The following is a 20855-nucleotide window of genomic DNA, read 5'->3' on the forward strand; positions in this document are numbered from 1 at the left end:
ACCCCGAGGGCGGTCACCAGCCCGGCACCGGACAGGCTCGGCGTCGGCTCTGCTCGACCGGCGGGCGGTCCTGGTCGCTAACGTGGACGCCGTGACGGCTCTCCCGCGTTTCGAGATCGACGGCCACGCCGCGACGACCTCCGAGCTCAGCGTCCTCGCGATGCTCAACTACGGTCACTTCACCGCGATGCAGGTACGCGGCGGGCGCACGCGCGGCCTGGATCTGCATCTCGCACGGCTGGACGCGGCCAACCGCGAGCTCTACGGCGCCGGTCTGCCCGGTGAGCTGGTGCGCGACCGCATCCGGCACGCTCTCGGCGAGATCTCCGACGCGGCCGTACGCGTCATCGTGTTCGGCGAGAGCCCGTCGGTGATGGTCGTCGTACGGCCTCCGATCGCCGGACCGGACACCGCTCTCGGCCTGCGTACGGTCTCCTACCAGCGCCCCCTCGCCCACGTGAAGCATCTCGGGGGTTTCGGGCAGAGCTACCACCGGCGGCTCGCCGAGCGTGAGGGTTTCGACGAGGCGCTTCTGACCGATCCCGATGGGGTCATCTCCGAAGGCGCGATCACCAACCTCGGCTGTTTCGACGGCACCTCGGTCATCTGGCCCGACGCGCCGGCCCTGGACGGGATCACCATGCTGCTGCTGGAGAAGGCGCTGCCGGCGCAGGGGGTTCCGTCGCGGCGGGGTCCGGTGCTCGTCGCCGACCTGGGCAAGTTCCGCGGTGTCTTCGTCACCAACTCCCGCGGCGTCGCCGCCGTCGAGCGCGTCGATGACCTGCGGCTCGGAGTGGACGAGGCGTTCATGAAGACCGTGACGCAGGCGTATGAGTCCGTGACCTGGGACGTGATCTGAGCTTCCGACGTGGAAGGCCCCGCCAGAATCCTGACGGGGCCTTCCACGTAGGTGTACCGGTGCGCGGGTCGCCTCACGGCGAAAGGCACAACACGGCTCCAGCCGAACGGTATTCCGTGAAGGCAGTGGTTAGGCCCGGGGGACTCCGGACGCACCGGCCACGTCGAGTGTAACAAGAGGGGTTGGAGAGTTTGTTCCCGTCCGTGGGGCGTGTTTCTCAGAGGACCTCCCGCACCTCCATCGCGAACTTCTTGGCGTCCGGCCAGCGCGCCGCGACGTCGATGGCCCGTTCGAGGCTCGCCTCGAGGAGGAGGTAGCCGGCGAACTGCTCCTTGGCCTCGATGAACGGCCCGTCGGTGACCGCCTGGACACCGTCGCGCACGCGTACGGTCCGGGTCGTCGCCGGGTCGGCCAGCGCGTGAGTGCTCAGCAGCTCACCGGAGTCGGTGAGCTCCTTGAGGAGCGCGTCGACATCGCCGAACAGCTCGCTGCGCTCGGCCTCGGACAGCTCTTCGACGAACCCGGGACGGTTGTAGATCAGCACCATGTACTTCACGGTCGTGACTCCTCGTCGAGTACGGGGGCGGCCGTGCCGGCCGCCTCTCGCCGATCAGTCGGAGCGGAGGACGGATCCTCGACATCCCTGCTCGGGAAATCCCCGCCCGTTCGGCCTGCGGATTTCCCACCGTACGGGCGGAGGGGTTCTCAGCGCCTCAGCGGGACGCCCGCGCGCGTACGGTGGCCGCCCGCGAGCACGTCGGCGATGCCGAGCGCGTCCTGGGCACCGGGGCAGCCCCCGCCGGCCGCCTCCGCGGCGCCGGGCGAGACGATGTGCACCGGCTCGCCGCCATCACTGTCGAAGTCATCGATCTGTTCGGTGTCGTCGTTCTGGCAGCGGACGACCGTATGGGGCCGCAGGTGATGGTGCCCCTTGTGCACGACGCCGTGCCGCGTCGCGGTGTTCCCCTTGCCCGCGACGCCGTGGCCGCCCGGCCTGGGCAGAGGATCGGCGAACGCCGCGCCCGCCGTACCGGCCAGCGCCACGGCCACGATCGCCACCAGCCGGCCCACCCTGTTCCGCCAGCCTCGCATCCGGCCGCTCCCCCCGTGTTCCGTCGACCCTGTCGGGAAACCTGTAACCGGGCGCGGCTAGGGGGGACCTGGTGTCACGCAAGATCTTCCTTGCCTCGTACGGTGGCCGGCGTGAGCGGAGAAACCGACCTTGACCGGCTGCTGTCCGGCCTGGACCCCGAGCTGCACGAGGGCGTGTACGTCTTCGCGACCCTGCCGGAGGACGTGCCGGGCCTGAACCCGGTGATGACCTTCACCGAGGCGGAGGGACGTACGGTGGTCCTCCCCGCGGAGGAGGCGGACCGCGCCGGCGTCCCGTACGTCTCACCCAGCGCGTGGATCACCCTGCGCGTCCATTCGTCTTTGGAGGCGGTCGGCATGATGGCCGCGATCGCCACGGCCCTGACCGAGGCCGGGATCAGCTGTAACGCCGTCTCGGCCTACCACCACGACCATCTCTTCGTCCCGTGGCCGCGCGCCCGCGACGCCGTGGACGTGCTGCACGCCCTGGGCAGGCGATGAGCGCCCGTCACCGGGCCGCGACGGCCCTCGGCCTGACGGCGTCGTGCTCGGGGCCGCCGCGCGCCGTGATGACGTCGCGGGCCGCCTCGTCGAAGGCGCGGACTCTGCTCGTCTCGGCGGAGGTTCGCCAGATGAGACCCCATTCGAGGGGTGGGGCGCCGCGGAACGGGACGTAGGTGACGTCCGGCCGCGTGTAGTACCGGGTCGCGTGGGCGCCGACGGGATAGATGCCTCGCCCCGCACCGATGAGGGTGAGCATCTCCTGGAACGTCGCGGTCGGCTGCCCGCGTTCGATGGGTCGGCCACCGGGCGTCCGCTCGGGTACCCGCGCGGCCTCCCAGTAGTCCAGGTCCGAACACGGGGCGCGCAGGACCTCGTCGCGGGCCAGGTCCTCGAGTGACACCGACTCCCGGCGCGCGAAGGGATGCCGGGAGGAGACGGCGAGTACGCGGGGTTCGCTCAGGAGCACGGAACCGGTGGTGAGGTCGGCCTCCTCGATCGGGAAGGTGGCGAGCAGGACGTCGATCTCGCCGGCGCGGAGCGCGACGAGGCAGTCGCCGACCTGGACCTCGCGGATCTCGACCGCACAACGGGGATGACGCACGCGGAAGCCGTCCGCGACCAGCAGGATGAGCCGGCCCGCCGCCGCGTTGACGAAGCCGACGCGCAGGACACCGTCGACGCCACGGCCCGCGGCGATCGCTCGCTCCAGTCCCTCCTGAATCCCCTGGTACGCCGGTCGCAGGTCCTCGTGAAGGCGGCGTCCCAGCGGGGTCAGCGCCACCCGGCGGCTGGTCCGCTCGAACAGCGGAGCGCCGACCCTGCGCTCCAGCGTCTTGATCGCCTGACTGATCCGGGCCGTCGACACGTGGAGGCGTTCGGCGGTACGGCCGAAGTGCAGCTCGTCGGCGAGCGTCAGAAACGCCTCGATCTCCCGCTGTTCCATCCGTGACTCCTCGTTAATCCTCGCTAAAGGAGCGTTGCGGCACCCGCCGTTGTTCCGAGCACGCCACGGCCTGATCGTGAAGACATCGAAGGATTCCGAAGGAGAGAACATGTACGTCACCACGCATCAGGCGCTGTCGGCCGAGGACGGGCTCAGGGACCGTACGGAGGTGATCGACGCGCTGTACCGGTTCGGCCTCGGGCAGGATCTGCACGACCGGGAACTGTTCGCCTCGGCGTTCTCCGCCGACGCCGAACTCGACTTCCGCCCGGCGGCGGTCAAGGCCGGGATCGAGAGCGACCTCATGACCGGGCGCGACACGATCGTAAACGTGATCTTCGGTCTGTTCGCGGACCGCGTCGACACCACCCACGTGGTCACCAACCCCCGCGTACGGGTGGACGGCGACACCGCCCGGCTCACCGCGATCGTCGAGGCCCAGCACCTGCTCAAGGCCGACCACACGAAGTACGCCCTGCTCAAGAACCTCTACGACACCGACCTCGTACGCGACGGCGCGCGGTGGACGATCCGGCGGATCCGCATCGACAACGTCTGGTACACCGGTGAGCCCAAGGCCATCTTCGGCTGAGCCGGCGTGCCGTCGCGCGTCTGAGAGCCGGATTCGGTCATCGGTGCCACCCGTCCACAGCGCGGCTCTATCTCCGCATGTGGGGGCCACACAACCCAATCTGTTGCACCAAGTTTCCACAAATATCGAAATATTTTATCTGTCCACTTTTGCCGCATCAGGTGTGTTTGATCTTGCTATGGTCTTCGATGTGAAAATCCGGGGAATAGGTACACGTGCCTTCGTCGGCCTCGCGGCGACGACGGCATTGCTGGGTACCGCCATCGCGCCGGCCCAGGCGGCCGAGCACTCGAATGACTCCGCGAGCGGCGTAGCACAGAAGCTTCAGCAGGCGATGGACCAGCTGCATTTCGAGCAGGTCCTCGACCTTGCTCCGCCGACAACAACAGCGCAGGCCCGTACCCTCGCCGCCCAGTCGGTGGACAAGGACGCAGCGTCGCCGGCCCAGCGCGCACAGAGGTTCTCCACCCTTGCCGCACCGGCGCCGATCTCGCAGCAGCCGCAGATCGACATGAGCGTCATCGAGCTGGACAAGAACGGTCGGCCGCTGTCCTCCGGCACCGTGCTGATGAGCCCGCAGTATCCGCACGGAGTCGTCGTACCGGTCGACAAGAATTACCACACGGACGCCGTTCGCTGGCGTCAATGGGATGACGCCGGCTGGTACACCAACCATGCTCAGGGCACCATCGACATCGTTCCCGGCCGGGAAAGCGCTCCTCTCGATTTCATGGAGCCCTATCCGGCATCGGTACTCAAGCTGATGGTCAACTTCGGTGTACTCCGCCTGGTCGACCAGGGTGTCATCAGCCTTGACGACACTTACGACTATCAGCCGACGACGCCGAGTTCGCTGTGCGGCGACGCGTCGAGCAACACCATTCGCAATTACATCGACGCGTCGATCACGTACTCCTCGAACGGCGCGTCCTGCGCACTCACCAAGCTGCTCTGGGACCACAACGCGGTCGACGGGCTCAACCAGACGTTCCAGGACCTCGGCCTGGAGACGATGCAGCTGAAGGAGACCAACCCGGCGAACGGCGGGCACTGGTCCAACCCCGTCACCATGACGTCGCTGGACACCGCCAAGCTGCTGATGATCATCAACGGCGGCTCGGGCAAGCTGTGGACGACGCCGAACGGCACGGCCGTCACGAGCGCGGCGCTGAGCCCGTCCTCGCGGCAGTTCTTCAAGAGCGAGCTGGCGCAGCAGGGCTTCAACGACGTGCTGTCGACCACGAGCTGGTGCGGCGCCGACTACCCGGCGCCGGGCATCCCCCAGCTCACCGCGTCCCGCTGGATCGCCGCGGACGGCACCACGACCGTCGACGGCGACGCGTACGCCCACGACGTGCGCCCGTGCAACCAGGCCGCTCAGGTGACGTTCGCCCACAAGACCGGGCTGGTCGGCAACTCGGGCTCGGACGCCGGCATCGTGAAGTCCCTGCCCGGCAAGCAGGGCCGGAGCTACATCATCACGATGTTCTCCAACCTCGGTGACCAGTACCAGGACCCGAACCGTCCCCCGACGGAGCCGGGCGCCCACCCGGTCGCCTACACCGAGAAGTTCGCCCAGCTGGGCAAGATCATGGACCAGTTCGAAGCCGCACACTCGCACTGACCCGATCCGCGTCGCGGCCTGGCACCCCTGTGGGTGCCAGGCCGTCGCCGTTCAGTGGGCGAACGTGATGTGGCGGTCGGCCGCCGCGCCTTTCTCCAGCTCGTCCACCAGCCCGATGGCGAAGTCCTCGGCGCTGATCTCACTCCGGCCCTCGGCGTCGGTGACCAGCCGGCCGACGCCTCTCCGGTACGTCCCGGTCCGCTCGCCGGGCTGGATCTCGGCCGCGGGCGAGATGTAGGTCCAGTCGAGGTCCTCGGCCTCCGCGCGGATCACGTCGAGCAGCGCGCACTGGGCCAGCGCCTCGTTCTTGTAGATCTCGGGGAACTCCGGCGTGTCGATCAGCCGTACGCTCGGCGCGACCTCCAGGCTGCCCGCTCCCCCGACGACGAACAGCCGTCGTACCCCGGCCTGGCGCATGGCGTCGAGCACGGCTCGCCCGGCCGCGAGCAGCGGGCCCTCCGCGGGGGTACCGTCGCGCCCCGCCGAGATCGAGAAGACGACGGCGTCCTTACCGGCGGCAAGTGCGGCGATGGCCGCGGTGTCGCTCGCGTCCGCCTTCTCCGTTCCGTCGGCACCGCTGCGGGTGGCGCCGGTGACCTCGTGTCCCCGGTCGCGGGTCTCGGCCGCGACCCGGCTTCCGATCATGCCGCTCGCACCGATCAGCAGAATCCTCATGGCACATCTCCCTGTGACGTTGGAGAATGACGGTATCCACCGGATATCGGTTACTTCAACGTGCTATTGGTACCCTTAGGAAACCATGACCCAGGGAAACGCCTTCGACCCGGAGTGCCCGACGCGGCAGGTCCTCGACCGCATCGGCGACAGGTGGACCGTACTGATCGTCCTCAGCCTGCGCGACGGCGCCCGGAGGTTCACCGAGCTGCGCAAGGCGGTCAACGGCGTCACGCCGAAGGTCCTCACCCAGACACTGCGCGCGATGGAACGCGACGGCCTGCTGACCCGCCGGGTCTTCGCCGAGGTGCCCCCGAGAGTGGAGTACGAGCTGACCCCGCTCGGCATGTCACTTCAGGGTCCGATCCAGGCCATCACCGACTGGGCCGAGAAGAACATGAGCGAGGTCATGGCCGCCCGCGAGGCGGCACTCCAGACCTGACCGGCGGCGAGGATTGCCGCCGGCCCCCTCTTCGTGGTCAGCCTCGGCCGATGAACGGCATCTTCGTCGCGGTGATGGTCATGAACTGCACGTTGGCGTCGAGCGGCAGCCCCGCCATGTACAGCACGGCACGGGCCACGTGCTCGACGTCGAACGTCGGCTCCGGGATCCGGCGTCCGTCCGGCTGGAGGGCGCCCTGTGCGATCCCCGCGGTCATCTCCGTGGCTGCGTTGCCGATGTCGATCTGGCCGCACGCGACGTCGTACGCGCGCCCGTCGAGAGAGATCGCCTTGGTCAGGCCCGTGATCGCATGCTTCGTCGCGGTGTAGGCGACGCTGCCGGGCCGGGGAGTGTGCGCGGAGATCGAGCCGTTGTTGATGATCCTGCCGCCGCGTGGCCGCTGCTCCTTCATCAGCCGCACCGCGTGCTGTGAGCACAGGAACGTACCCGTGAGGTTCGTGTCGACGGCGTGCTGCCAGTCCTCGTAGGAGATCTCGTCGACCGCACCGGCGGGGCCGAACGTACCCGCGTTGTTGACGAGCAGGTCGATCCGGCCCCACGCGCGGCGCACCTCCTCGAACAGGTGCGCCACCGACTCCGGCGACCCGACGTCGGCCGGCACCACCAGCGCGTCGCCGGAGCCCTCCGCCGTCGCCCGCAGGGCCTCGGCGCGCCGGCCCGCGAGCGCCACCCGGTAACCGGCTCCGAGCAGCGCCCGCGCGACGTGCCGTCCGATCCCGGAACCGGCTCCGGTGACCACCGCGACGCCACTCGATGTCACAGCGAACCCCACACCTCTTCGGCCGTCTCGACGATCAGGGCCAGCTTCGCCCACTGCTGCTCCTGCGTGAGGTCGTTGCCCTCCTTGGTCGAGGAGAAGCCGCACTGGGGCGACAGGCACAGCTGGTCGACGTCGACGAAGCGCGACGCGTCCTCGATGCGCCGCTTGAGGTCGTCCTTGCTCTCGAGCTCGCCGCGCTTGGTCGTGACGAGCCCGAGCACGACGCGCTTGCCCTTCGGCACGAAGCGGAGCGGTTCGAACCCGCCGGACCGCTCGTCGTCCCACTCGCAGAAGAAACCGTCGACGGCGAGCTCGTTGAACAGCGTCTCGGCGATGAAGTCGTAGCCGCCCTCGGCCGCCCACATGCTCTGGTTGTTACCCCGGCACATGTGGGTGGTCACCGTGAGATCCGCCGGGCGGTCCGCCAGGACGCGGTTGATGTTCGCGATGTACTGCTCGTGCTGGTGTTCCGGGTCGCCACCGATCTCGGCGACATGACGGCGCTGGGCGGGATCGTTCACGTACGCGAGGCTCGTGTCGTCGAGCTGCAGGTAGCGGCAGCCGAGGTCGTACACCCGGCGGACCTCCTCGGCGTACGCCGCCGTCAGGTCGGCCCAGAAACGGTCGAGGTCGGGGTAGACCGACTCGTCGATCGCCGAACGCCCGCCGCGGTAGTGCACCATGCTCGGCGAGGGGATGGTGAGCTTCGGTGTGGAGCCGTCCGCGTTGTCACGCAGGAACGTGAACGCCTCGCCGAAGATCGTGTCTTCGAGGGTCAGCGGCGCGACGACGTGAGCCGACGGTGGCGCCCACTCGTAGGTCTTCTCCTTGTTGTGGAAGGCCACCTTGATCGTGCCGTCCTGGACCTGTTTGATGCCGCCGAGCTGGTAGATGAAGTCCATGTGCCACGACTCACGGCGGAACTCGCCGTCGGTCGCCGTGCGCAGCCCGGCTTCGCGCTGCCTCCGTACGACCTCGCGGATCGCCTCGTCCTCGATCGCCCGGAGCTGCTCCGCGTCGATCCGCCCGGCCGCGAAGTCGTCGCGGGCTCGCAGCAGCGCTGGCGGGCGCAACAGACTCCCGACGTGGTCGGCACGGAACGGCGGACGTCCGGCGGTCTCGGCAGTGATCGGTGTTTCGGCCATGCGCTGCGCCTCCTGGATGTGTACGAGATCTTCGACAATATCGGTGTACATTGCCCGGGTCGCCTGAGAGGAGCCAGCCGTTGAACGTCCGCGTCGTCAAGGGAGTCGAGTACGCGTCGGTGCTGGGATTCCGTCCGCTCCTGCTGGATCTTCACCTCCCATCGTCCGGGCCGGAACGACCGGTGATCCTGTTCATACACGGCGGTGCCTGGAGGTCCGGCGACCGTACGCGCGGCGGGCCGGCGTTCGAGGACGGGTTCTTCGAGCGGCTCGTACTGGCCGGCTTCGCGGTCGCGTCCGTCGACTACCGGCTGTCCGGTGAGGCGATCTTCCCTGCCCAGCTGGATGACGTGAAGGCGGCCGTACGGTGGCTGCGCCGACACGCCTCCGAACACGGCCTCGACGGGCGGCGGATCGTGGCGTGGGGCGAGTCGGCGGGCGCGCACCTGGCCTCACTGCTCGGCCTGACGGGCGACAGTGCGGGCGATGAAGAGTCCAGTGCGGTCGCCGCGGTCATCGACTGGTACGGGCCGGCCGATTTCACCACGATGCAGGCCCAGATGCCGCCCGGAGCCGGCATCGAGCACGACTCTCCGGAGTCCCCGGAGGGAAGGCTCATCGGCGGCCGGGTCAGCGAGCTCCACGACGCGGCGATCGCGGCCAGCCCGATCGGCTACGTACGGCCCGGGGCCCCGCCGTTCCAGATCAAGCACGGCGTCGACGACAAGATCGTCCCCTGTGCCCAGAGCGAGCAACTGGCCACCGCCCTGCGTACGGCGGGCGTGAGCGTCGACACCGAATGGATCGAAGGCGCCGACCACGTATGGACGGGCGTCACCGACCTGCGCGCGATCTTCAACGACTCCGTGGCCTTCGCCAAGAAGGTCACCGGACCAGACGGCGAAGACTGACCCTCCTGCGGGGCGTACCGTACGGGCGTTTGCGCTGTTCAGATGCGCTAGAGGTAGCGTGGGGGTATCTGACCCAGTCGGATGCGTTCATCCAGACGCCTGTGGCGTACCCGGCGGATCCTGTATCCGGAGGCGGGTTGCCATGGCTGTTGATCGTGTACGGCTGACGGGAGCGTTGGCGAAGATCGTCGCCGACCCTTCGTGGACCGGGGAGTTCCCGAAGAGGTTGTGCGGGGCGTGTAGCGCGGCGTTGCCCGTGGATGGGGTGGGGCTGTCGTTGATAGTGCATGATCGGCCCGACAGCCGTGTGCTGCTGGGTGCGAGCGACCAGCGCGGCGCTCGGATCGAAGAGTTGCAGTTCGGTCTGGGCGAGGGCCCGTGCGTGTCGGCGTTCACCGCGGGACGGCCGGTACTCGTGCCGGACCTGCGGGCCCACGACGCCGCGGTGCGGTGGCCGATGTTCACCCGGGAGGCCGTGCGCTCCGGGATCGGCGCGGTGTTCGCGTTTCCGCTGCAGATCGGCGCTATCGGCATCGGAGTGCTCGACTGCCACCGATCGCGGGCGGGGCCATTGGCAGAGGTCGCGGAAGCCCTCGCGGTCACCGACGCGGTCACGATGGCCCTGCTGAACGCCCAGACGCCTGGCTGGGACGGCGCGGACACCGATGTCGACCTGTTCGACCTGTCCTGGCGAAATCACGCGGTGGTGCATCAGGCCACAGGAGCGCTGTCGGCCGATCTCGGGATCTCCATCGCCGAGGCGCTGGTCAGGTTGCGTGCACATGCGTTCCGCTATTCACGGCTGGTGGATGCGGTCGCCGACGACGTGCTGGCCGGGAGGCTGCAGCTCGCCCGGTAGGGCAGGGTCCGGCGCGGATCACCTCACTGCCGTTGTGAGGGGGAGAGATGTCAACTACGGTTCCACGCGAATCAGCGTTGACCGCGGCGTTCATCGATATCGCCGACACCATGGTCGCGGACTACGACCTGATCGAGGTGGCGCACCGTCTGAGCCGCCATTGCGTCGATCTGCTGGACGTCGCGGCGGCTGGGCTGCTGCTGGCCGACGGTCAGGGCAGGCTCGGGGTGCTGGCCTCGTCCAATGAGCAGGCGCGGCTGATCGAGCTGTTCCAGTCACAGGCCGAAGGTCAAGGTCCATGTCTGGAGTGCTTCCACACCGGAAAGGCGGTCAGCGCCGTGGACCTGTCCCGCTGGTGGGAAAGGTGGCCCCGGTTCGTCCGCGAGGCGCGACGGCTGAGCTTCCAGACCGTGCACGCCCTGCCCATGCTGTTGCGGGAGCACACCGTCGGCACACTCAACCTGTTCCGTACCGGCATCACGCCGCTGTCCGCGGAGGACCTGGCGCTCGGCCAGGCACTGGCCGACATCACGACCATCGCGATCCTGCAGGAGCGTGCCCTCGCCCACACTGAGAGTCTGGTGGAGCAACTCCAGGGAGCGTTGAACAGCCGGGTGATCATCGAGCAGGCCAAGGGTGTGCTGTCCCGGCATGGGCGGGTCAGCGTCGACGATGCGTTCAAGGCGCTGCGGGGCTACGCGCGCGCCCACAACGTGTTCCTCGCCGAACTCGCCCGCGAGGTCGTCTCCGACGAGGACCAGGCGCTGGAGGTCTTCCGTTTCGCCCAGAAGGTGCGTTGACGCCCTGGTGCCGCCGGTCAGGCTCCGAGCGCGCACAACATGTCACGGACCGCACCGCCGGACAGGCCCATCTTCGACAGGTACCCGTCGGCGTCGCTCAGCCCGTAGAGCTCACGGAGGTCGTCCTCGGCCCAGCTCGAAACCAAGATCATGAACATCTGCGGCGCCAGGCCCAGGCGGACGAAGTCCGCGATCAGCTCGACACCGCTCTCCCTTCCGAGACAGAGATCGATGAGTGCGACGTCGGGACACATCTCGGCGGCCAGCCACAGTCCCTGTGTCCGGTCACAGGCCGTACCGACCACGTCGAACCCATCCCGCACGAGCAGCTCGGAGAGCGCATGGACGAAGCGATCGTTGTCGTCGACGATCACGCACCGAGCTCCGTAAGCATCGGCCGGCGCTTTGACCCAGGGGGTCCCCGCCGTACGTCCCGCGCACAGGTTCCCCGTGGCACATCGCAGGGGGAACGCGTCCGCGGGATTCGGAGACGCCGCGTCGAACAGGCTCACGCTCATGAAACCCCCACCCACGTCGAAGTCGATGTGAGTGCCACACGGGTCTGGAGCGGCGACTCTGGTCCGGAGACCAACCAGCGCTGCATACCTGGTCAGACCGACTTTAGGCGAGCTGACGCATCCGGCAAAACGCCTGTCTCAGATACCAGACGCGCCTGTCCGGATGGAGCGTTGGCCCTCCGGCGTTCCCTTCACGCCTGCGACGTCCCTGTCGTCCGTCCCTACTGGCGTTCGAAGAGTGCGGTGGCGTGCACGGCCGCCGCGAGGGCGTCGGGATCGCCGGTACGTGCGTAGACCTCGACCGCCGTGTCGGTGAACTTGATGACGTGCTCGTCGCCGTGCGCGAACGCGCGATCCAGTACCTCGGCGGCCGGGTCGTTCCCGCGTGGCGCCGTCGGCAGATCGCTCCTCGGCAGCGCCTCCGACGGACCGTACATCGAGGTGATCGCCGCGCTCGCCGCCCACGCCACCGTCAAACTGGCCGCCCATTGCTCGCGGGGCAATGCCGGGAGGGTGTGCAGGATCGCGTTCGGCGCCGTCGCGGTGTGGACCAGAAGGGTCGGGCCGGCGTGACCATGCGTGAGGTACCGCAACGTCGCGGCGTCGACCACTTCGGTCAGCCGGTCGCGTACCTGCTCAGGCTCGATCGCCGGCCGTAGGGCCGTCACCGACTCCGGCCATCCGCGCAGCTCGCCCAGCATGCCGAGCCGGATCCGGATCGGCCCCTCCTGCTGGTCGATCCGCGGTACGGCATCGAGTGCGTGGGCGGCGTCGAGCGTCCCCGCCGGCGTTGCCACGCCGGGAACCCCGCGGAACCGGGCCGCCCAGTACGCCAGCCCGTGCGCGAGCTCGTCCAGTGCCGGGGCGCTCTCGCCGCTCTCGCCGCTTTCGCTCTCGATGGCGAGGAGGGTTCGTACGGCGTGTCCCGTCCTGATCGTCCCGTGCGTGGCGCCGGCCGTGATGCCCGGGAGCAGCCTGGGCCACCAGGTGGCGAGCACCTCACGCCACGGCCGTTCCCTCATCTGCCAGGTCAGGTACACGCACCAGTCCCCGACGCGATCGCCCAGCGCCGCCTGCCAGGTGGCGTCGGTGATGGGCTCACTGGGCGCGGGCGCCTCCATGAGCCGCGGCGCGTAGGCGTCGATCCAGCCCGGGATCTCGTCGGCCCGATCGCGGCGCGCCATCACCTCGGCGGCCATCGGAGCGTGGTTCGCCATGTTGCCGCCCCACTCCGGCCCACTCTGATGCAGACGCTCGTAGGCTCCGTCGAGGTTCTGGTCCTTCACCACATTCCCCGATTCGCTCATCATGCGCACGCAAACGGTCGAATCACCAGGTTATGGAACGGAGCGATCCGCCAGAAGGGCCACTTCATGCATAAACCGCCAGGCCACTTGGGCCGTACGTTCGGCGTTTCCTTGGTGGCTGTAATGATGTCGATGGGTCGAATTCCTCAGGGCTAACACGGCCTGTGGTGGATGCCGTTCAGTGGTACAGCCTGCTATACCGTGAAATGGCGTGGCTGCACCATCGATCGGGATTCATTCCGTGCCTAGCGTTATCGGCATGAAAAGTAATCGGTTCCGCACTCGTATCGCCGCCGTCGCAGCCGTGGGCGGCCTCGCCGCACTGGGCAGCCTGGTAACGCCGGGCGCTCATTCCATCGCCGACGCACTTACCGCGCAGACCCGTCCGGCCACCGGTTCCGTTCAGCAACACCTGGACGGGCTGGTCCGCGATGACGGGTTCCCCGCCGCGCTCGCCGCCGTGCAGGACCGGAGCGGGCGCATCCGTAACTACACCGCCGGGGTCGGCGACCTGAAGACGGGGGCGAAGGTTCCGGTGGACGGGCAGGTGCGCATCGGCAGCAACACCAAGTCCTTCACGTCCGTGGTCGTGATGCAGCTCGTCGGCGAGGGCAAGGTCGACCTCGATAAACCGATCGATACGTACCTGCCGAAGCTCCTCCGCGGTGACGGCATCGACGGCCGGCGCATCACCGTACGGCAGCTCCTCCAGCACACCAGCGGACTGCCGAACTACACGAACTTCCTGGCCGACGGTTTCCTGCCCTACCAGCACACCTACTTCCAGCCGCGTCAGCTGCTCGACATGGCCCTGGCGCAGAAGGCCGACTTCAAGCCGGGCGCGAAGTGGGAGTACAGCAACACCAATTACGTCGTCCTCGGGCTGCTCGTCGAGAAGATCACGCAGCGGCCGCTGGTCGAGGAGATCACCCAACGGGTGATCGACCGCGCCGGTCTCCGCCATACCTACTTCCCGAACGTCGGCGACCAGACCATCCACGAGCCGCACGCCCACGGCTACACACGGGACAAGCCGGACCAGCCGCTCACCGACGTCACAGAGCTGGACCCCTCGTGGGGCTGGGCGGCCGGCCAGATGGTCGCCACCCCGAGCGACATCGACCGGTTCTTCTCCGCGCTGCTGGGCGGGCGGCTGGTCAAGCCCGAGCAGCTGAAGGAGATGCGCAAGACCGTCAGCGCCCCCGACCTGTGGCCCGGCGCCCGGTACGGGCTCGGTCTGATCAGTACCCCGATGAGCTGCGGCGGCGTGGCCTGGGGCCACGGCGGTGACATCGACGGCTACCACACCAGCGACTTCGCCACGGACGATGGCCGCGCCGTGACGATCGCCGTCACCCATCTGCTGGAGAACGACGACCAGGTCGGCCACGTGCTGTCCGCCGTCGACAACGCCCTCTGCGAGTGAGCGTCCCAGCCACCGGTGCCGGCGCGTACAACGAAATCATGTGAGTCCGTGACGGGCCTGGCAGGGGCCATGACCCCCGCCCGGCCGTCGTCGCGGTCATCGAGAACCTCGACCGGCCGACGGGCTCGGCATCGCGCGACCGCCGCCGGCGGGCGCGCGTACTTGGCATCTCAGCGGGCGGTGCCGGCGATGAGTCGGTGTGCGCCCTTGCGGGCGAGGGCGGCGGCGACGTTCGCGCCGAGTCGCTGGGCGTGGTCGAGGGTGTCCCACTCCTGGACGTGGGCGAACTCGCCGCCTTCGCCGCTGAAGACCATGCCGAGCAGGGAGAGCCGTCCGTCCGCCGTGGTGGTGCAGTGGCCGGCGATCGGGCTGTTGCAGTGGCCTCGCAGGTCGTGCAGCATCGCGCGTTCGGCGGTGACGTAGGTGCGGGTCTCCTGGTCGTCGAGCAGGCGCAGAAGCTCGACGATGCCCTCGTCGGCCGTACGGCACTGGATCCCGATCACTCCAGCGCCGACCGGCGGGCACATCACGTCGAGGGGCAGAACCTCCACCGCGCGGTCTTCCATCCCGATCCGGCGCAGGCCCGCGAGAGCGAGCACCATCGCGTCGAAGCCGTGCTCGGAGCCGTGTTCGGAGTCGAAGCGCAAGATGCGGGAGTTGACGTTGCCGCGGATCCGGTCAACCTGCAGATCGGGTCGCCTGCGCAGGATCTGGGCCTTGCGGCGTACGGCCGAGGTCCCGACATGCGCGCCCGCCGGCAGCTCGTCGAGACTGCGGTACGGGGAGCCGGCCGGGAAGAGCACGACGTCGTGCACGTCCTCGCGCGGCAGGTACGCGGCGAACGCGGTGCCCTCCGGCATCGGGACATCGCCCGGTACGTCCTTGATGCAGTGCACCGCGACGTCGATGGCGCCCATGACCAGCTGCCGGTCGATCTCCTTGAGAAACGCGCCCTTGCCGCCCAGCTCGGCGAGTTCGCCCTGCCACCGGTCCCCTGAGGTCTCGATACCGATCAGCTCGACGTCGAGGTTCTCGGAGAACTTGAGCAGCAGATCTCGGACATGTGCGGCCTGGGCGACCGCCATGGGTGAGGTACGGGAGCCGACGCGGATGCGAAGATCGGGAGGCACGCGCTCAACGGTAGGGCCTGCCCGCCCGGCGCTGCAGCACACCTCCGCCGTACTCACCCGACCACCTGCTCGGTGAGCGGCGGCGGGACCCCGTCGCGGTCCGTGCCCAGGGGATCGGGGAACTCAAAGGTTCGAGGCGTTGACCAGCGGCCGCTCGCCCCTGCTAAGGATCTCCCGGCCCGTCCTTAACCGCCGGGGCCGCGCCGCCCTCGGACGCCGTGGTGGCGCGGGCCATCCGTATCGCCACGATCGATCGGGCGAGGCCTTCGAAGTCCTTCAGGTGCCATCCCGTCAGGTGTTCCCAGCGCTCCAGCCGGTAGGCGGCGCTGTTGGCGTGCAGGTGCTGGGCACGCGCGGCGCCGGCCGCGGAGAATCCGGCTTCGGCGAACGCCAGCACCGTGTCCGCGACATGGGGATTCTCAGTCGCCGCCTCGATGCCGGAGGAAAGGTCGTCCCGGCGTTCGGTGTCGGCGACGATCGTGGCCAGCAGCCAGTGTCGTTCGAACTCCACGTCGTGCCCGACCGCCGTCGCCAGGCCGAGAGCGCGCTCGGCATCCTCGACGGAGAGCCGGGCGCCGTTGAGGCCCTGACGGCTCCGCCCGATCCCCAGGACACCGTCGCGGGCGAACCGGCGGGCGAGACCCTCCGCCGACTTTCGCGCCCCACGTCTTTGGAACAGGACGAAGCACACCGAGCCGTCCGAGCCTGCCACGCCGATCGGGCGCAGGCGTACACGCAGCCGGGCGATCGTGTGTTCCCCGCCGTGCGAGACGAACGCGACCGCCTGAAACTCCCCGTCCGGATCGAGCCCGAGCTCGCGGGCAAGGTCGGCGGACCGCGCGCTGCTCGGATCGCTCTGGATCGCGGCACAGAACTCGCCGCAGAGCCTGGTGTCGTCGGCGAGGATGTCGGCGGTCGCCATCTGGTACCCATCGGCCGCCGCTCCGCCGAGACGATGGCCCCACAACAGAATTTCGGGCACCACGTCGAGCAGCGCCCGCATCGCGTACGGGTCCTCATCCAGGCCCGTCGCGAACCGGGTCCAGAGCTCGCGGCTCGCCACGATGTAGGCCTCCATGACGGCCGAGACCGGTACACCGGCGTGAGCGCGCTCGCGGCCGAGCCGCTCGGCTATCGCGAGGCCGGCGGGATCGGGAGGCCGGCCGTGATGCAGTCCGAGGAGTACATGCCGGATCTGTTCCCGGACGGCCGCCCGGTGGTTCTCGATGGGGATCTTCTCGTAGCCGGGCAGCTCGGAGCGGATTCCGCCGACGATCCGCGCCGTCAGCTCGTCGACCTCGCCCAGCAGGGCCTGACTACGCCGCGCGGTCCACTCGCCGACCGTCATCGGGCGGCGCTTCGGGGATTCCTCGAAGCGATCGCCACGGACTTCGGGGAACCGCCGTGCTCTGAGGTGCGGACGATCTCCAGCATGGGGGGAGTATACGAATCCGTTGGCCAAAGCCCCACAAACCAAAGGATTCCAATGTTCGACACGCACCAGGAGACCGCTCGCCGTACGGGAGACCGGCAGTGAGCGAACGTCTGGAGACTGCGGGCACCGGCACCGCAGGGGTTCCGCGGTCCCCGCTCCGCGGAGGGCTGGTCCTGGTGTTGGTGAGCGCCGGACAGTTCCTCGCGACGTTGGACCTGTTCGTCGTCAATGTGGCGTTCCCCTCGATTCACGCCGACTTCCCCGGGGCGACCAACAGCGGTCTGTCCTGGGTTCTCAGCGCGTACGCGATCGCGTTCGCCGCGCTGCTCGTGCCGTCAGGCCGTCTCGCCGACCGGTACGGCAGGCGGCGGCTGTTCCGCGCCGGGATGACGTTGTTCGCGGTCGCGAGTGCGGGATGCGCCGCGTCGCCCTGGCTGGGCCTGCTGGTGGCCTGGCGTGCGGTGCAGGCGGGAGGAGCGGCGCTGATGGTCCCGACGAGCCTCGGTCTGTTGCTGGCGGTGTTCCCCGAACGACGGCACCGGAACGTGGTCGCGATCTGGTCGGTCGCCGGTGCGGTGGGCTCCGCGCTGGGCCCGTTCCTGGGCGGGCTCCTGGTCGAGGCGGACTGGCGATGGATCTTCGTCTTGAACCTGCCGATCGCCCTTGTGGTCGTGTACGCCGTGCGGAACCTGCCCGAAACCCGGTCCGGGGAGCGCGGGGGCCTGCCCGACCTGGTGGGCGCGGCGCTGTTCGCCGCGGGGGTCGCGGCGGCCGTGGCCGCCCTGGCCAACGCCAACACCTGGGGTGCCGGGAGCCTCGGCCTGTGGCTCTGCCTCTCAGCCGCGGTCGTGGCACTCGTCGCCTTCGTACGCCGCTCGGCGCGCCACCCACGGCCCGCGATCAACCTCGCGCTGCTCCGCCAGGCCGGTTTCGCTTTCGCGAACCTCGCGATGATCTGCTTTTTCGTGGGCTTCGCCATGGTCCTGCTCGCCACGATCCTCTTCTTGACGACGGTCTGGCACTACGGCTCCGTACGTGCGGGCCTCGCGTTCGTACCGGCGCCCGCCATCGCCATCCCGGCGGGCCTCCTGACAGGGCGGCTGTCCACGCCGCGCCGGACGCTGGCCGTGGCGGGAGCCACCATGTGGTGTGTGGCAGGGATTCTCTGGTTCGTGTCACTGGGTGATCAGCCCGCCTATGTCGCAGGCATGCTTCCCGGGCTGCTGATCTGCGGCGTCGGGTTCGGGTTGTTCGCCGCGTCGATCATCGGCGCGGGTACCGCGGTACTGCCGCCCGACTGGTACGCGACCGGCACCGGGATGATCAACGCGGCGCGCCAGACGGGATCGGCCGCCGGGGTCGCGCTCGCCGTGGCCCTCATCGGCGCCGGTACGTCCTCGGCCGACTATCGGTCGTCCTGGCTCGGTAACTGTGGGTTCGGTGCGCTCGCCGCCGTCTTCGCCCTCGGCACCGGCCGAAAGACAGTGTCAAAGGACGCCGGAGGGACGTCGTAGACCCGGTGTGCTCCGACGGTGGGGAGGTACGGTGAGCAAGGTCGCCGAGCGTGCGGTGTCGCGCACGCATGCGGACTTCTTCCGCCGTCTACCCAACGTCGCCTGGGCCGGCGGTGTGCCGTGGCGGCTGATCATGTACTCGACCTGGGAAGCGGCCGCCGTGCGACATGGCTCGGACAACGTGGCCGCAGGCTCCAGGTTGGCCTTGTGAGGCGACCCTGCCGTATTCACGGTGCCGCGCTAGCTGTCCTGCAAATGCTTCTGGCGTAGTACGGCCTTGGGAAGAATTGCTCGATGGAAACGGTCTGCGGCCCCCATTCCCGACGGACATCTCGACGCCACGGCCGCGCACGCCGCCTGGATGTCCGGACCAGCCCCCGGCCTGCCCACCCACGTTCAACGGATCGTCTCGGCAGCGGCTCGCTCATGATCGCCAGCACCAAGTTCCCATCGGACACGCCCACCGCGGCAAGGTCGTCACCGTCGTCCTTGAAGACACCCAGGTCCGCATCCTCCACCAAGGACAAGAACTGGCCACCCACCCCCGAACCACCACTATGGAGGTCACCCGCACCCGAGCAAGCGGACACATCAACTACGAAACCTAGGGTCGGCGGAAAGCATCACCCGACAACGAAACGTCGCCCATCAACCGAGGTTGCACGCGTGCGTCTACGTCGTGTCGGGTCCGATGACCTGCGTGACACTCTGCCGAATGCTGGTGGAGTCGAGCGGGGTCAGCCCGCCCGTGGGACCGGTGCTTCGGTCACGAAGATCGTGGCGGATCGGCGGGCCTGCACTGCCTGCATCTGGCCGACACCCTCGAACTCGTTGCAGAGCAGGAACAGCTGGCGGCCGTCGGGACCGCCGAGGGTGGCAGCGAAGCATGGCAGCTCGGTCTCGACACGGTGGGTGACCGTCCCCCCGTCGAGTACCCGGACACAAGCGCCGGCCGGAGCGTTCGGATCATCGGTGTGTGCGGCCGTGTCGGCGGTCTGCGTCCAGATCGCCGATTCGGCGTCCATGCAGATACCGTCCGGCCCCTGCCCGTCGGCCCACACTCTGCGGCCGGTGAGTGCACCGTCGTCCTGGATGTCGAACGCGCTGAGCCGGCCGGCGAAGGACTCGGCGACGACCAGGGTGGAGCCGTCCGGCGTCACCACCATGCCATTGGGAAACTCGATGTCACCGGCCACTTGACGGTAGGTCCCGTCGGCCGCGACGAGGTTGATCCAGCCCGGCTCCGGCGTGCCGCCCCCGATGAAGTCGAAGTCGAAACCATTGACGTACATGTGCCCGCGCGGATCGATCACGATCTCGTTACCGCCCCGCTCGCAGTACGTCACCAGCGCACCGTCCGACTCGTGACGGGTCACGGCCGGGCCGGTCGTCAACAGACGCCCGTCGGCCAGCCAGTCGATCGCCCAGCCCATCCTGGGCGGGCCTTCGGCCATCACCTCGGCTTTACCGTCCATGTCGACGGCGACGACCTCGCCCGCACCCCAGTGGGCGAACCACAGCCGATCGTCGTGCCACCGGGCGGACTCGACCATGGCCAGGCCGGTCAACAGCGTGCGGGGTGGAGGCAGGTACTCAATCATGGGTGTGTCCTTCCGCTCGTGTGGGCCGTATCGCCGGCCCCTCACCACCTACACGAACCGGCGACCATCAGATCGACATCCACCAGCCCGGACACATCCAGGAACATTCCGCCCGCACAGCGCTACCCCAAGCCAGCCCAAGAACAACAGATCATCTAGCCGGAGCCGCCCACTGAGCCGGGGTCGTCCGCCCTCTGGTCTGGGTCTTAGGAAGCGGGCGCTGCTGTTGACCAGTCACTCATGCAGCCGATGTGACCAGGCCGCTCACCTAGCCACGCAGGACACATCGGTCTGGCGGCCATCCGCTCAGGTGAGGGAACTGGCGCATGAACCTCTCACACTGGAGGGCGAAGTCTCCTTGCCGCCCGGCCAGCCGAGTCCGCTCGATGAACGTCAACGGATCCTCGATGGGCGGCCGAAGCATACCGACCTCGTCGTCGACGATCTCACCTTGTCCGATGATGGCGGCGGCGAGCCCGAACCCGGTTGCCAAGACAACGCCCACACACGTCCGCGTCGGGCTGACCACGGCCTCCACCGGTGAGTCCTCCTCACCCATGTGGTGGTCGATCAGCATCACCTGCGTCCTCTCGGAGAACCCCGCGATGTCCGCCTCGAAAAAGCGGCTTCCCGACCGGCCGGCGGAGCCCGAGGGGATCGGCTCACCGATCGTCATCGCGGACAGGGCATCATCACT

The 20855-nt window shown here is 68.7% G+C and carries 23 protein-coding genes; 11 read left to right on the plus strand and 12 right to left on the minus strand.

All coding sequences use genetic code 11. The annotated features are described in order from the left end of the window. The first annotated feature begins 91 nt into the window (after positions 1 to 91). Entirely contained in the window at positions 92 to 859 is a 768-nt protein-coding gene (locus FB559_RS12210) for an aminotransferase class IV family protein (protein WP_141955724.1), read from the plus strand. A 217-nt stretch (positions 860 to 1076) separates the two neighbouring features. Here the strand turns inward: FB559_RS12210 and FB559_RS12215 are convergent, their stop codons facing one another. Together FB559_RS12215 and FB559_RS12220 are read right to left on the minus strand one after the other, a co-directional pair. Then, complete coding sequence (locus FB559_RS12215) at positions 1077 to 1406, minus strand: YciI family protein (protein WP_246122440.1); 330 nt, start codon at positions 1404 to 1406, stop codon at positions 1077 to 1079. A gap of 158 nt (positions 1407 to 1564) precedes the next feature. Further along, positions 1565 to 1951, minus strand: a complete 387-nt coding sequence (locus FB559_RS12220; RefSeq protein ID WP_141955726.1) for a hypothetical protein — start codon at positions 1949 to 1951, stop codon at positions 1565 to 1567. Positions 1952 to 2062: 111 nt separating this feature from the next. Here FB559_RS12220 and FB559_RS12225 point away from each other — a divergent pair, with 111 nt between their 5' ends. Beyond that, positions 2063 to 2452, plus strand: a complete 390-nt coding sequence (locus tag FB559_RS12225; RefSeq protein ID WP_141955727.1) for an ACT domain-containing protein — start codon at positions 2063 to 2065, stop codon at positions 2450 to 2452. 7 nt (positions 2453 to 2459) lie between these two features. On the opposite strand, the gene FB559_RS12230 is transcribed toward FB559_RS12225, so the two are convergent. Beyond that, the gene (locus FB559_RS12230) at positions 2460 to 3398 is read right to left on the minus strand and encodes a LysR family transcriptional regulator (RefSeq protein ID WP_141955728.1); all 939 of its coding nucleotides are present in this window, start codon (positions 3396 to 3398) and stop codon (positions 2460 to 2462) included. A 109-nt stretch (positions 3399 to 3507) separates the two neighbouring features. On the opposite strand from FB559_RS12230, the gene FB559_RS12235 reads away from it, so the two are divergent. Together FB559_RS12235 and FB559_RS12240 are read left to right on the plus strand one after the other, a co-directional pair. Then, a complete protein-coding gene (locus FB559_RS12235) occupies positions 3508 to 3990 on the plus strand; it encodes a nuclear transport factor 2 family protein (RefSeq protein WP_141955729.1) in 483 nt (160 codons plus the stop codon). 190 nt (positions 3991 to 4180) lie between these two features. Continuing rightward, complete coding sequence (locus FB559_RS12240; RefSeq protein ID WP_221639986.1) at positions 4181 to 5614, plus strand: serine hydrolase; 1434 nt, start codon at positions 4181 to 4183, stop codon at positions 5612 to 5614. A gap of 51 nt (positions 5615 to 5665) precedes the next feature. Here FB559_RS12240 and FB559_RS12245 read toward each other — a convergent pair whose 3' ends face one another. Further along, positions 5666 to 6289 (minus strand): NAD(P)-dependent oxidoreductase, encoded by a 624-nt coding sequence (locus tag FB559_RS12245; RefSeq protein ID WP_141955731.1) that lies wholly within the window; start codon positions 6287 to 6289, stop codon positions 5666 to 5668. Positions 6290 to 6374: 85 nt separating this feature from the next. Here FB559_RS12245 and FB559_RS12250 point away from each other — a divergent pair, with 85 nt between their 5' ends. Then, the gene (locus tag FB559_RS12250) at positions 6375 to 6731 is read left to right on the plus strand and encodes a winged helix-turn-helix transcriptional regulator (protein ID WP_141955732.1); all 357 of its coding nucleotides are present in this window, start codon (positions 6375 to 6377) and stop codon (positions 6729 to 6731) included. 37 nt (positions 6732 to 6768) lie between these two features. Here FB559_RS12250 and FB559_RS12255 read toward each other — a convergent pair whose 3' ends face one another. Continuing rightward, positions 6769 to 7512: an SDR family oxidoreductase gene (locus FB559_RS12255; RefSeq protein ID WP_141955733.1), complete on the minus strand. Its 744-nt coding sequence runs from the start codon at positions 7510 to 7512 to the stop codon at positions 6769 to 6771. Then, entirely contained in the window at positions 7509 to 8657 is a 1149-nt protein-coding gene (locus FB559_RS12260; protein WP_141955734.1) for a 5-methyltetrahydropteroyltriglutamate--homocysteine S-methyltransferase, read from the minus strand. Before FB559_RS12260 ends, FB559_RS12255 begins: the two co-directional genes overlap by 4 nt. 80 nt (positions 8658 to 8737) lie before the next feature. Between FB559_RS12260 and FB559_RS12265 the strand changes: the two genes are divergently transcribed. The 3 genes from FB559_RS12265 to FB559_RS12275 all read left to right on the plus strand — a co-directional run bounded on the left by FB559_RS12265 (position 8738) and on the right by FB559_RS12275 (position 11227). Next, on the plus strand, positions 8738 to 9568 hold the full coding sequence (locus FB559_RS12265; protein ID WP_141955735.1) for an alpha/beta hydrolase: 831 nt from the start codon (positions 8738 to 8740) through the stop codon (positions 9566 to 9568). Positions 9569 to 9743: 175 nt separating this feature from the next. After that, positions 9744 to 10427: a GAF and ANTAR domain-containing protein gene (locus FB559_RS12270; RefSeq protein ID WP_185792160.1), complete on the plus strand. Its 684-nt coding sequence runs from the start codon at positions 9744 to 9746 to the stop codon at positions 10425 to 10427. A 47-nt stretch (positions 10428 to 10474) separates the two neighbouring features. Further along, positions 10475 to 11227 (plus strand): GAF and ANTAR domain-containing protein, encoded by a 753-nt coding sequence (locus FB559_RS12275; RefSeq protein WP_141955737.1) that lies wholly within the window; start codon positions 10475 to 10477, stop codon positions 11225 to 11227. Between the two features lie 17 nt (positions 11228 to 11244). Here FB559_RS12275 and FB559_RS12280 read toward each other — a convergent pair whose 3' ends face one another. Both FB559_RS12280 and FB559_RS12285 read right to left on the minus strand, forming a co-directional pair. Then, positions 11245 to 11601 carry a response regulator gene (locus FB559_RS12280; RefSeq protein ID WP_185792161.1) on the minus strand — a complete coding sequence of 119 codons (357 nt, stop codon included), beginning with the start codon at positions 11599 to 11601 and terminating at the stop codon, positions 11245 to 11247. Between the two features lie 365 nt (positions 11602 to 11966). After that, positions 11967 to 13052, minus strand: a complete 1086-nt coding sequence (locus FB559_RS12285; protein WP_141955739.1) for a questin oxidase family protein — start codon at positions 13050 to 13052, stop codon at positions 11967 to 11969. Between the two features lie 259 nt (positions 13053 to 13311). On the opposite strand from FB559_RS12285, the gene FB559_RS12290 reads away from it, so the two are divergent. Then, positions 13312 to 14478 (plus strand): serine hydrolase domain-containing protein, encoded by a 1167-nt coding sequence (locus FB559_RS12290; protein ID WP_141955740.1) that lies wholly within the window; start codon positions 13312 to 13314, stop codon positions 14476 to 14478. Between the two features lie 170 nt (positions 14479 to 14648). Here FB559_RS12290 and hemC read toward each other — a convergent pair whose 3' ends face one another. Further along, complete coding sequence (gene hemC, locus FB559_RS12295; RefSeq protein ID WP_221639988.1) at positions 14649 to 15608, minus strand: hydroxymethylbilane synthase; 960 nt, start codon at positions 15606 to 15608, stop codon at positions 14649 to 14651. Between the two features lie 163 nt (positions 15609 to 15771). After that, positions 15772 to 16956, minus strand: coding sequence for a PucR family transcriptional regulator (locus tag FB559_RS12300; RefSeq protein ID WP_141955741.1), 1185 nt, complete (start codon positions 16954 to 16956; stop codon positions 15772 to 15774). 185 nt (positions 16957 to 17141) lie between these two features. Here FB559_RS12300 and FB559_RS12305 point away from each other — a divergent pair, with 185 nt between their 5' ends. Beyond that, positions 17142 to 18557: an MFS transporter gene (locus FB559_RS12305; protein WP_185792162.1), complete on the plus strand. Its 1416-nt coding sequence runs from the start codon at positions 17142 to 17144 to the stop codon at positions 18555 to 18557. Between the two features lie 31 nt (positions 18558 to 18588). Beyond that, positions 18589 to 18768: a hypothetical protein gene (locus FB559_RS12310; protein ID WP_141955743.1), complete on the plus strand. Its 180-nt coding sequence runs from the start codon at positions 18589 to 18591 to the stop codon at positions 18766 to 18768. A 526-nt stretch (positions 18769 to 19294) separates the two neighbouring features. On the opposite strand, the gene FB559_RS12315 is transcribed toward FB559_RS12310, so the two are convergent. Beyond that, on the minus strand, positions 19295 to 20158 hold the full coding sequence (locus tag FB559_RS12315) for an SMP-30/gluconolactonase/LRE family protein (protein ID WP_141955744.1): 864 nt from the start codon (positions 20156 to 20158) through the stop codon (positions 19295 to 19297). A 268-nt stretch (positions 20159 to 20426) separates the two neighbouring features. Next, positions 20427 to 20834, minus strand: a complete 408-nt coding sequence (locus tag FB559_RS12320) for a hypothetical protein (protein WP_141955745.1) — start codon at positions 20832 to 20834, stop codon at positions 20427 to 20429. Positions 20835 to 20855 lie beyond the last annotated feature (21 nt).

It is taken from the genome of Actinoallomurus bryophytorum (assembly GCF_006716425.1).
Lineage (GTDB): Bacteria > Actinomycetota > Actinomycetes > Streptosporangiales > Streptosporangiaceae > Actinoallomurus > Actinoallomurus bryophytorum.

Excerpts from the sequence above, each read along its gene's own strand:
- FB559_RS12215 (WP_246122440.1), bottom strand. The coding sequence starts at position 1,406 with ATGGTGCTGATCTACAACCGTCCCGGGTTCGTCGAAGAGCTGTCCGAG.
- FB559_RS12220 (WP_141955726.1), bottom strand. The coding sequence starts at position 1,951 with ATGCGAGGCTGGCGGAACAGGGTGGGCCGGCTGGTGGCGATCGTGGCC.
- FB559_RS12230 (WP_141955728.1), bottom strand. The coding sequence starts at position 3,398 with ATGGAACAGCGGGAGATCGAGGCGTTTCTGACGCTCGCCGACGAGCTG.
- FB559_RS12235 (WP_141955729.1), top strand. The coding sequence starts at position 3,508 with ATGTACGTCACCACGCATCAGGCGCTGTCGGCCGAGGACGGGCTCAGG.
- FB559_RS12245 (WP_141955731.1), bottom strand. The coding sequence starts at position 6,289 with ATGAGGATTCTGCTGATCGGTGCGAGCGGCATGATCGGAAGCCGGGTC.
- FB559_RS12250 (WP_141955732.1), top strand. The coding sequence starts at position 6,375 with ATGACCCAGGGAAACGCCTTCGACCCGGAGTGCCCGACGCGGCAGGTC.
- FB559_RS12260 (WP_141955734.1), bottom strand. The coding sequence starts at position 8,657 with ATGGCCGAAACACCGATCACTGCCGAGACCGCCGGACGTCCGCCGTTC.
- FB559_RS12275 (WP_141955737.1), top strand. The coding sequence starts at position 10,475 with ATGTCAACTACGGTTCCACGCGAATCAGCGTTGACCGCGGCGTTCATC.
- FB559_RS12285 (WP_141955739.1), bottom strand. The coding sequence starts at position 13,052 with ATGAGCGAATCGGGGAATGTGGTGAAGGACCAGAACCTCGACGGAGCC.
- FB559_RS12290 (WP_141955740.1), top strand. The coding sequence starts at position 13,312 with ATGAAAAGTAATCGGTTCCGCACTCGTATCGCCGCCGTCGCAGCCGTG.
- FB559_RS12300 (WP_141955741.1), bottom strand. The coding sequence starts at position 16,956 with ATGACGGTCGGCGAGTGGACCGCGCGGCGTAGTCAGGCCCTGCTGGGC.
- FB559_RS12315 (WP_141955744.1), bottom strand. The coding sequence starts at position 20,158 with ATGATTGAGTACCTGCCTCCACCCCGCACGCTGTTGACCGGCCTGGCC.
- FB559_RS12320 (WP_141955745.1), bottom strand. The coding sequence starts at position 20,834 with ATGACGATCGGTGAGCCGATCCCCTCGGGCTCCGCCGGCCGGTCGGGA.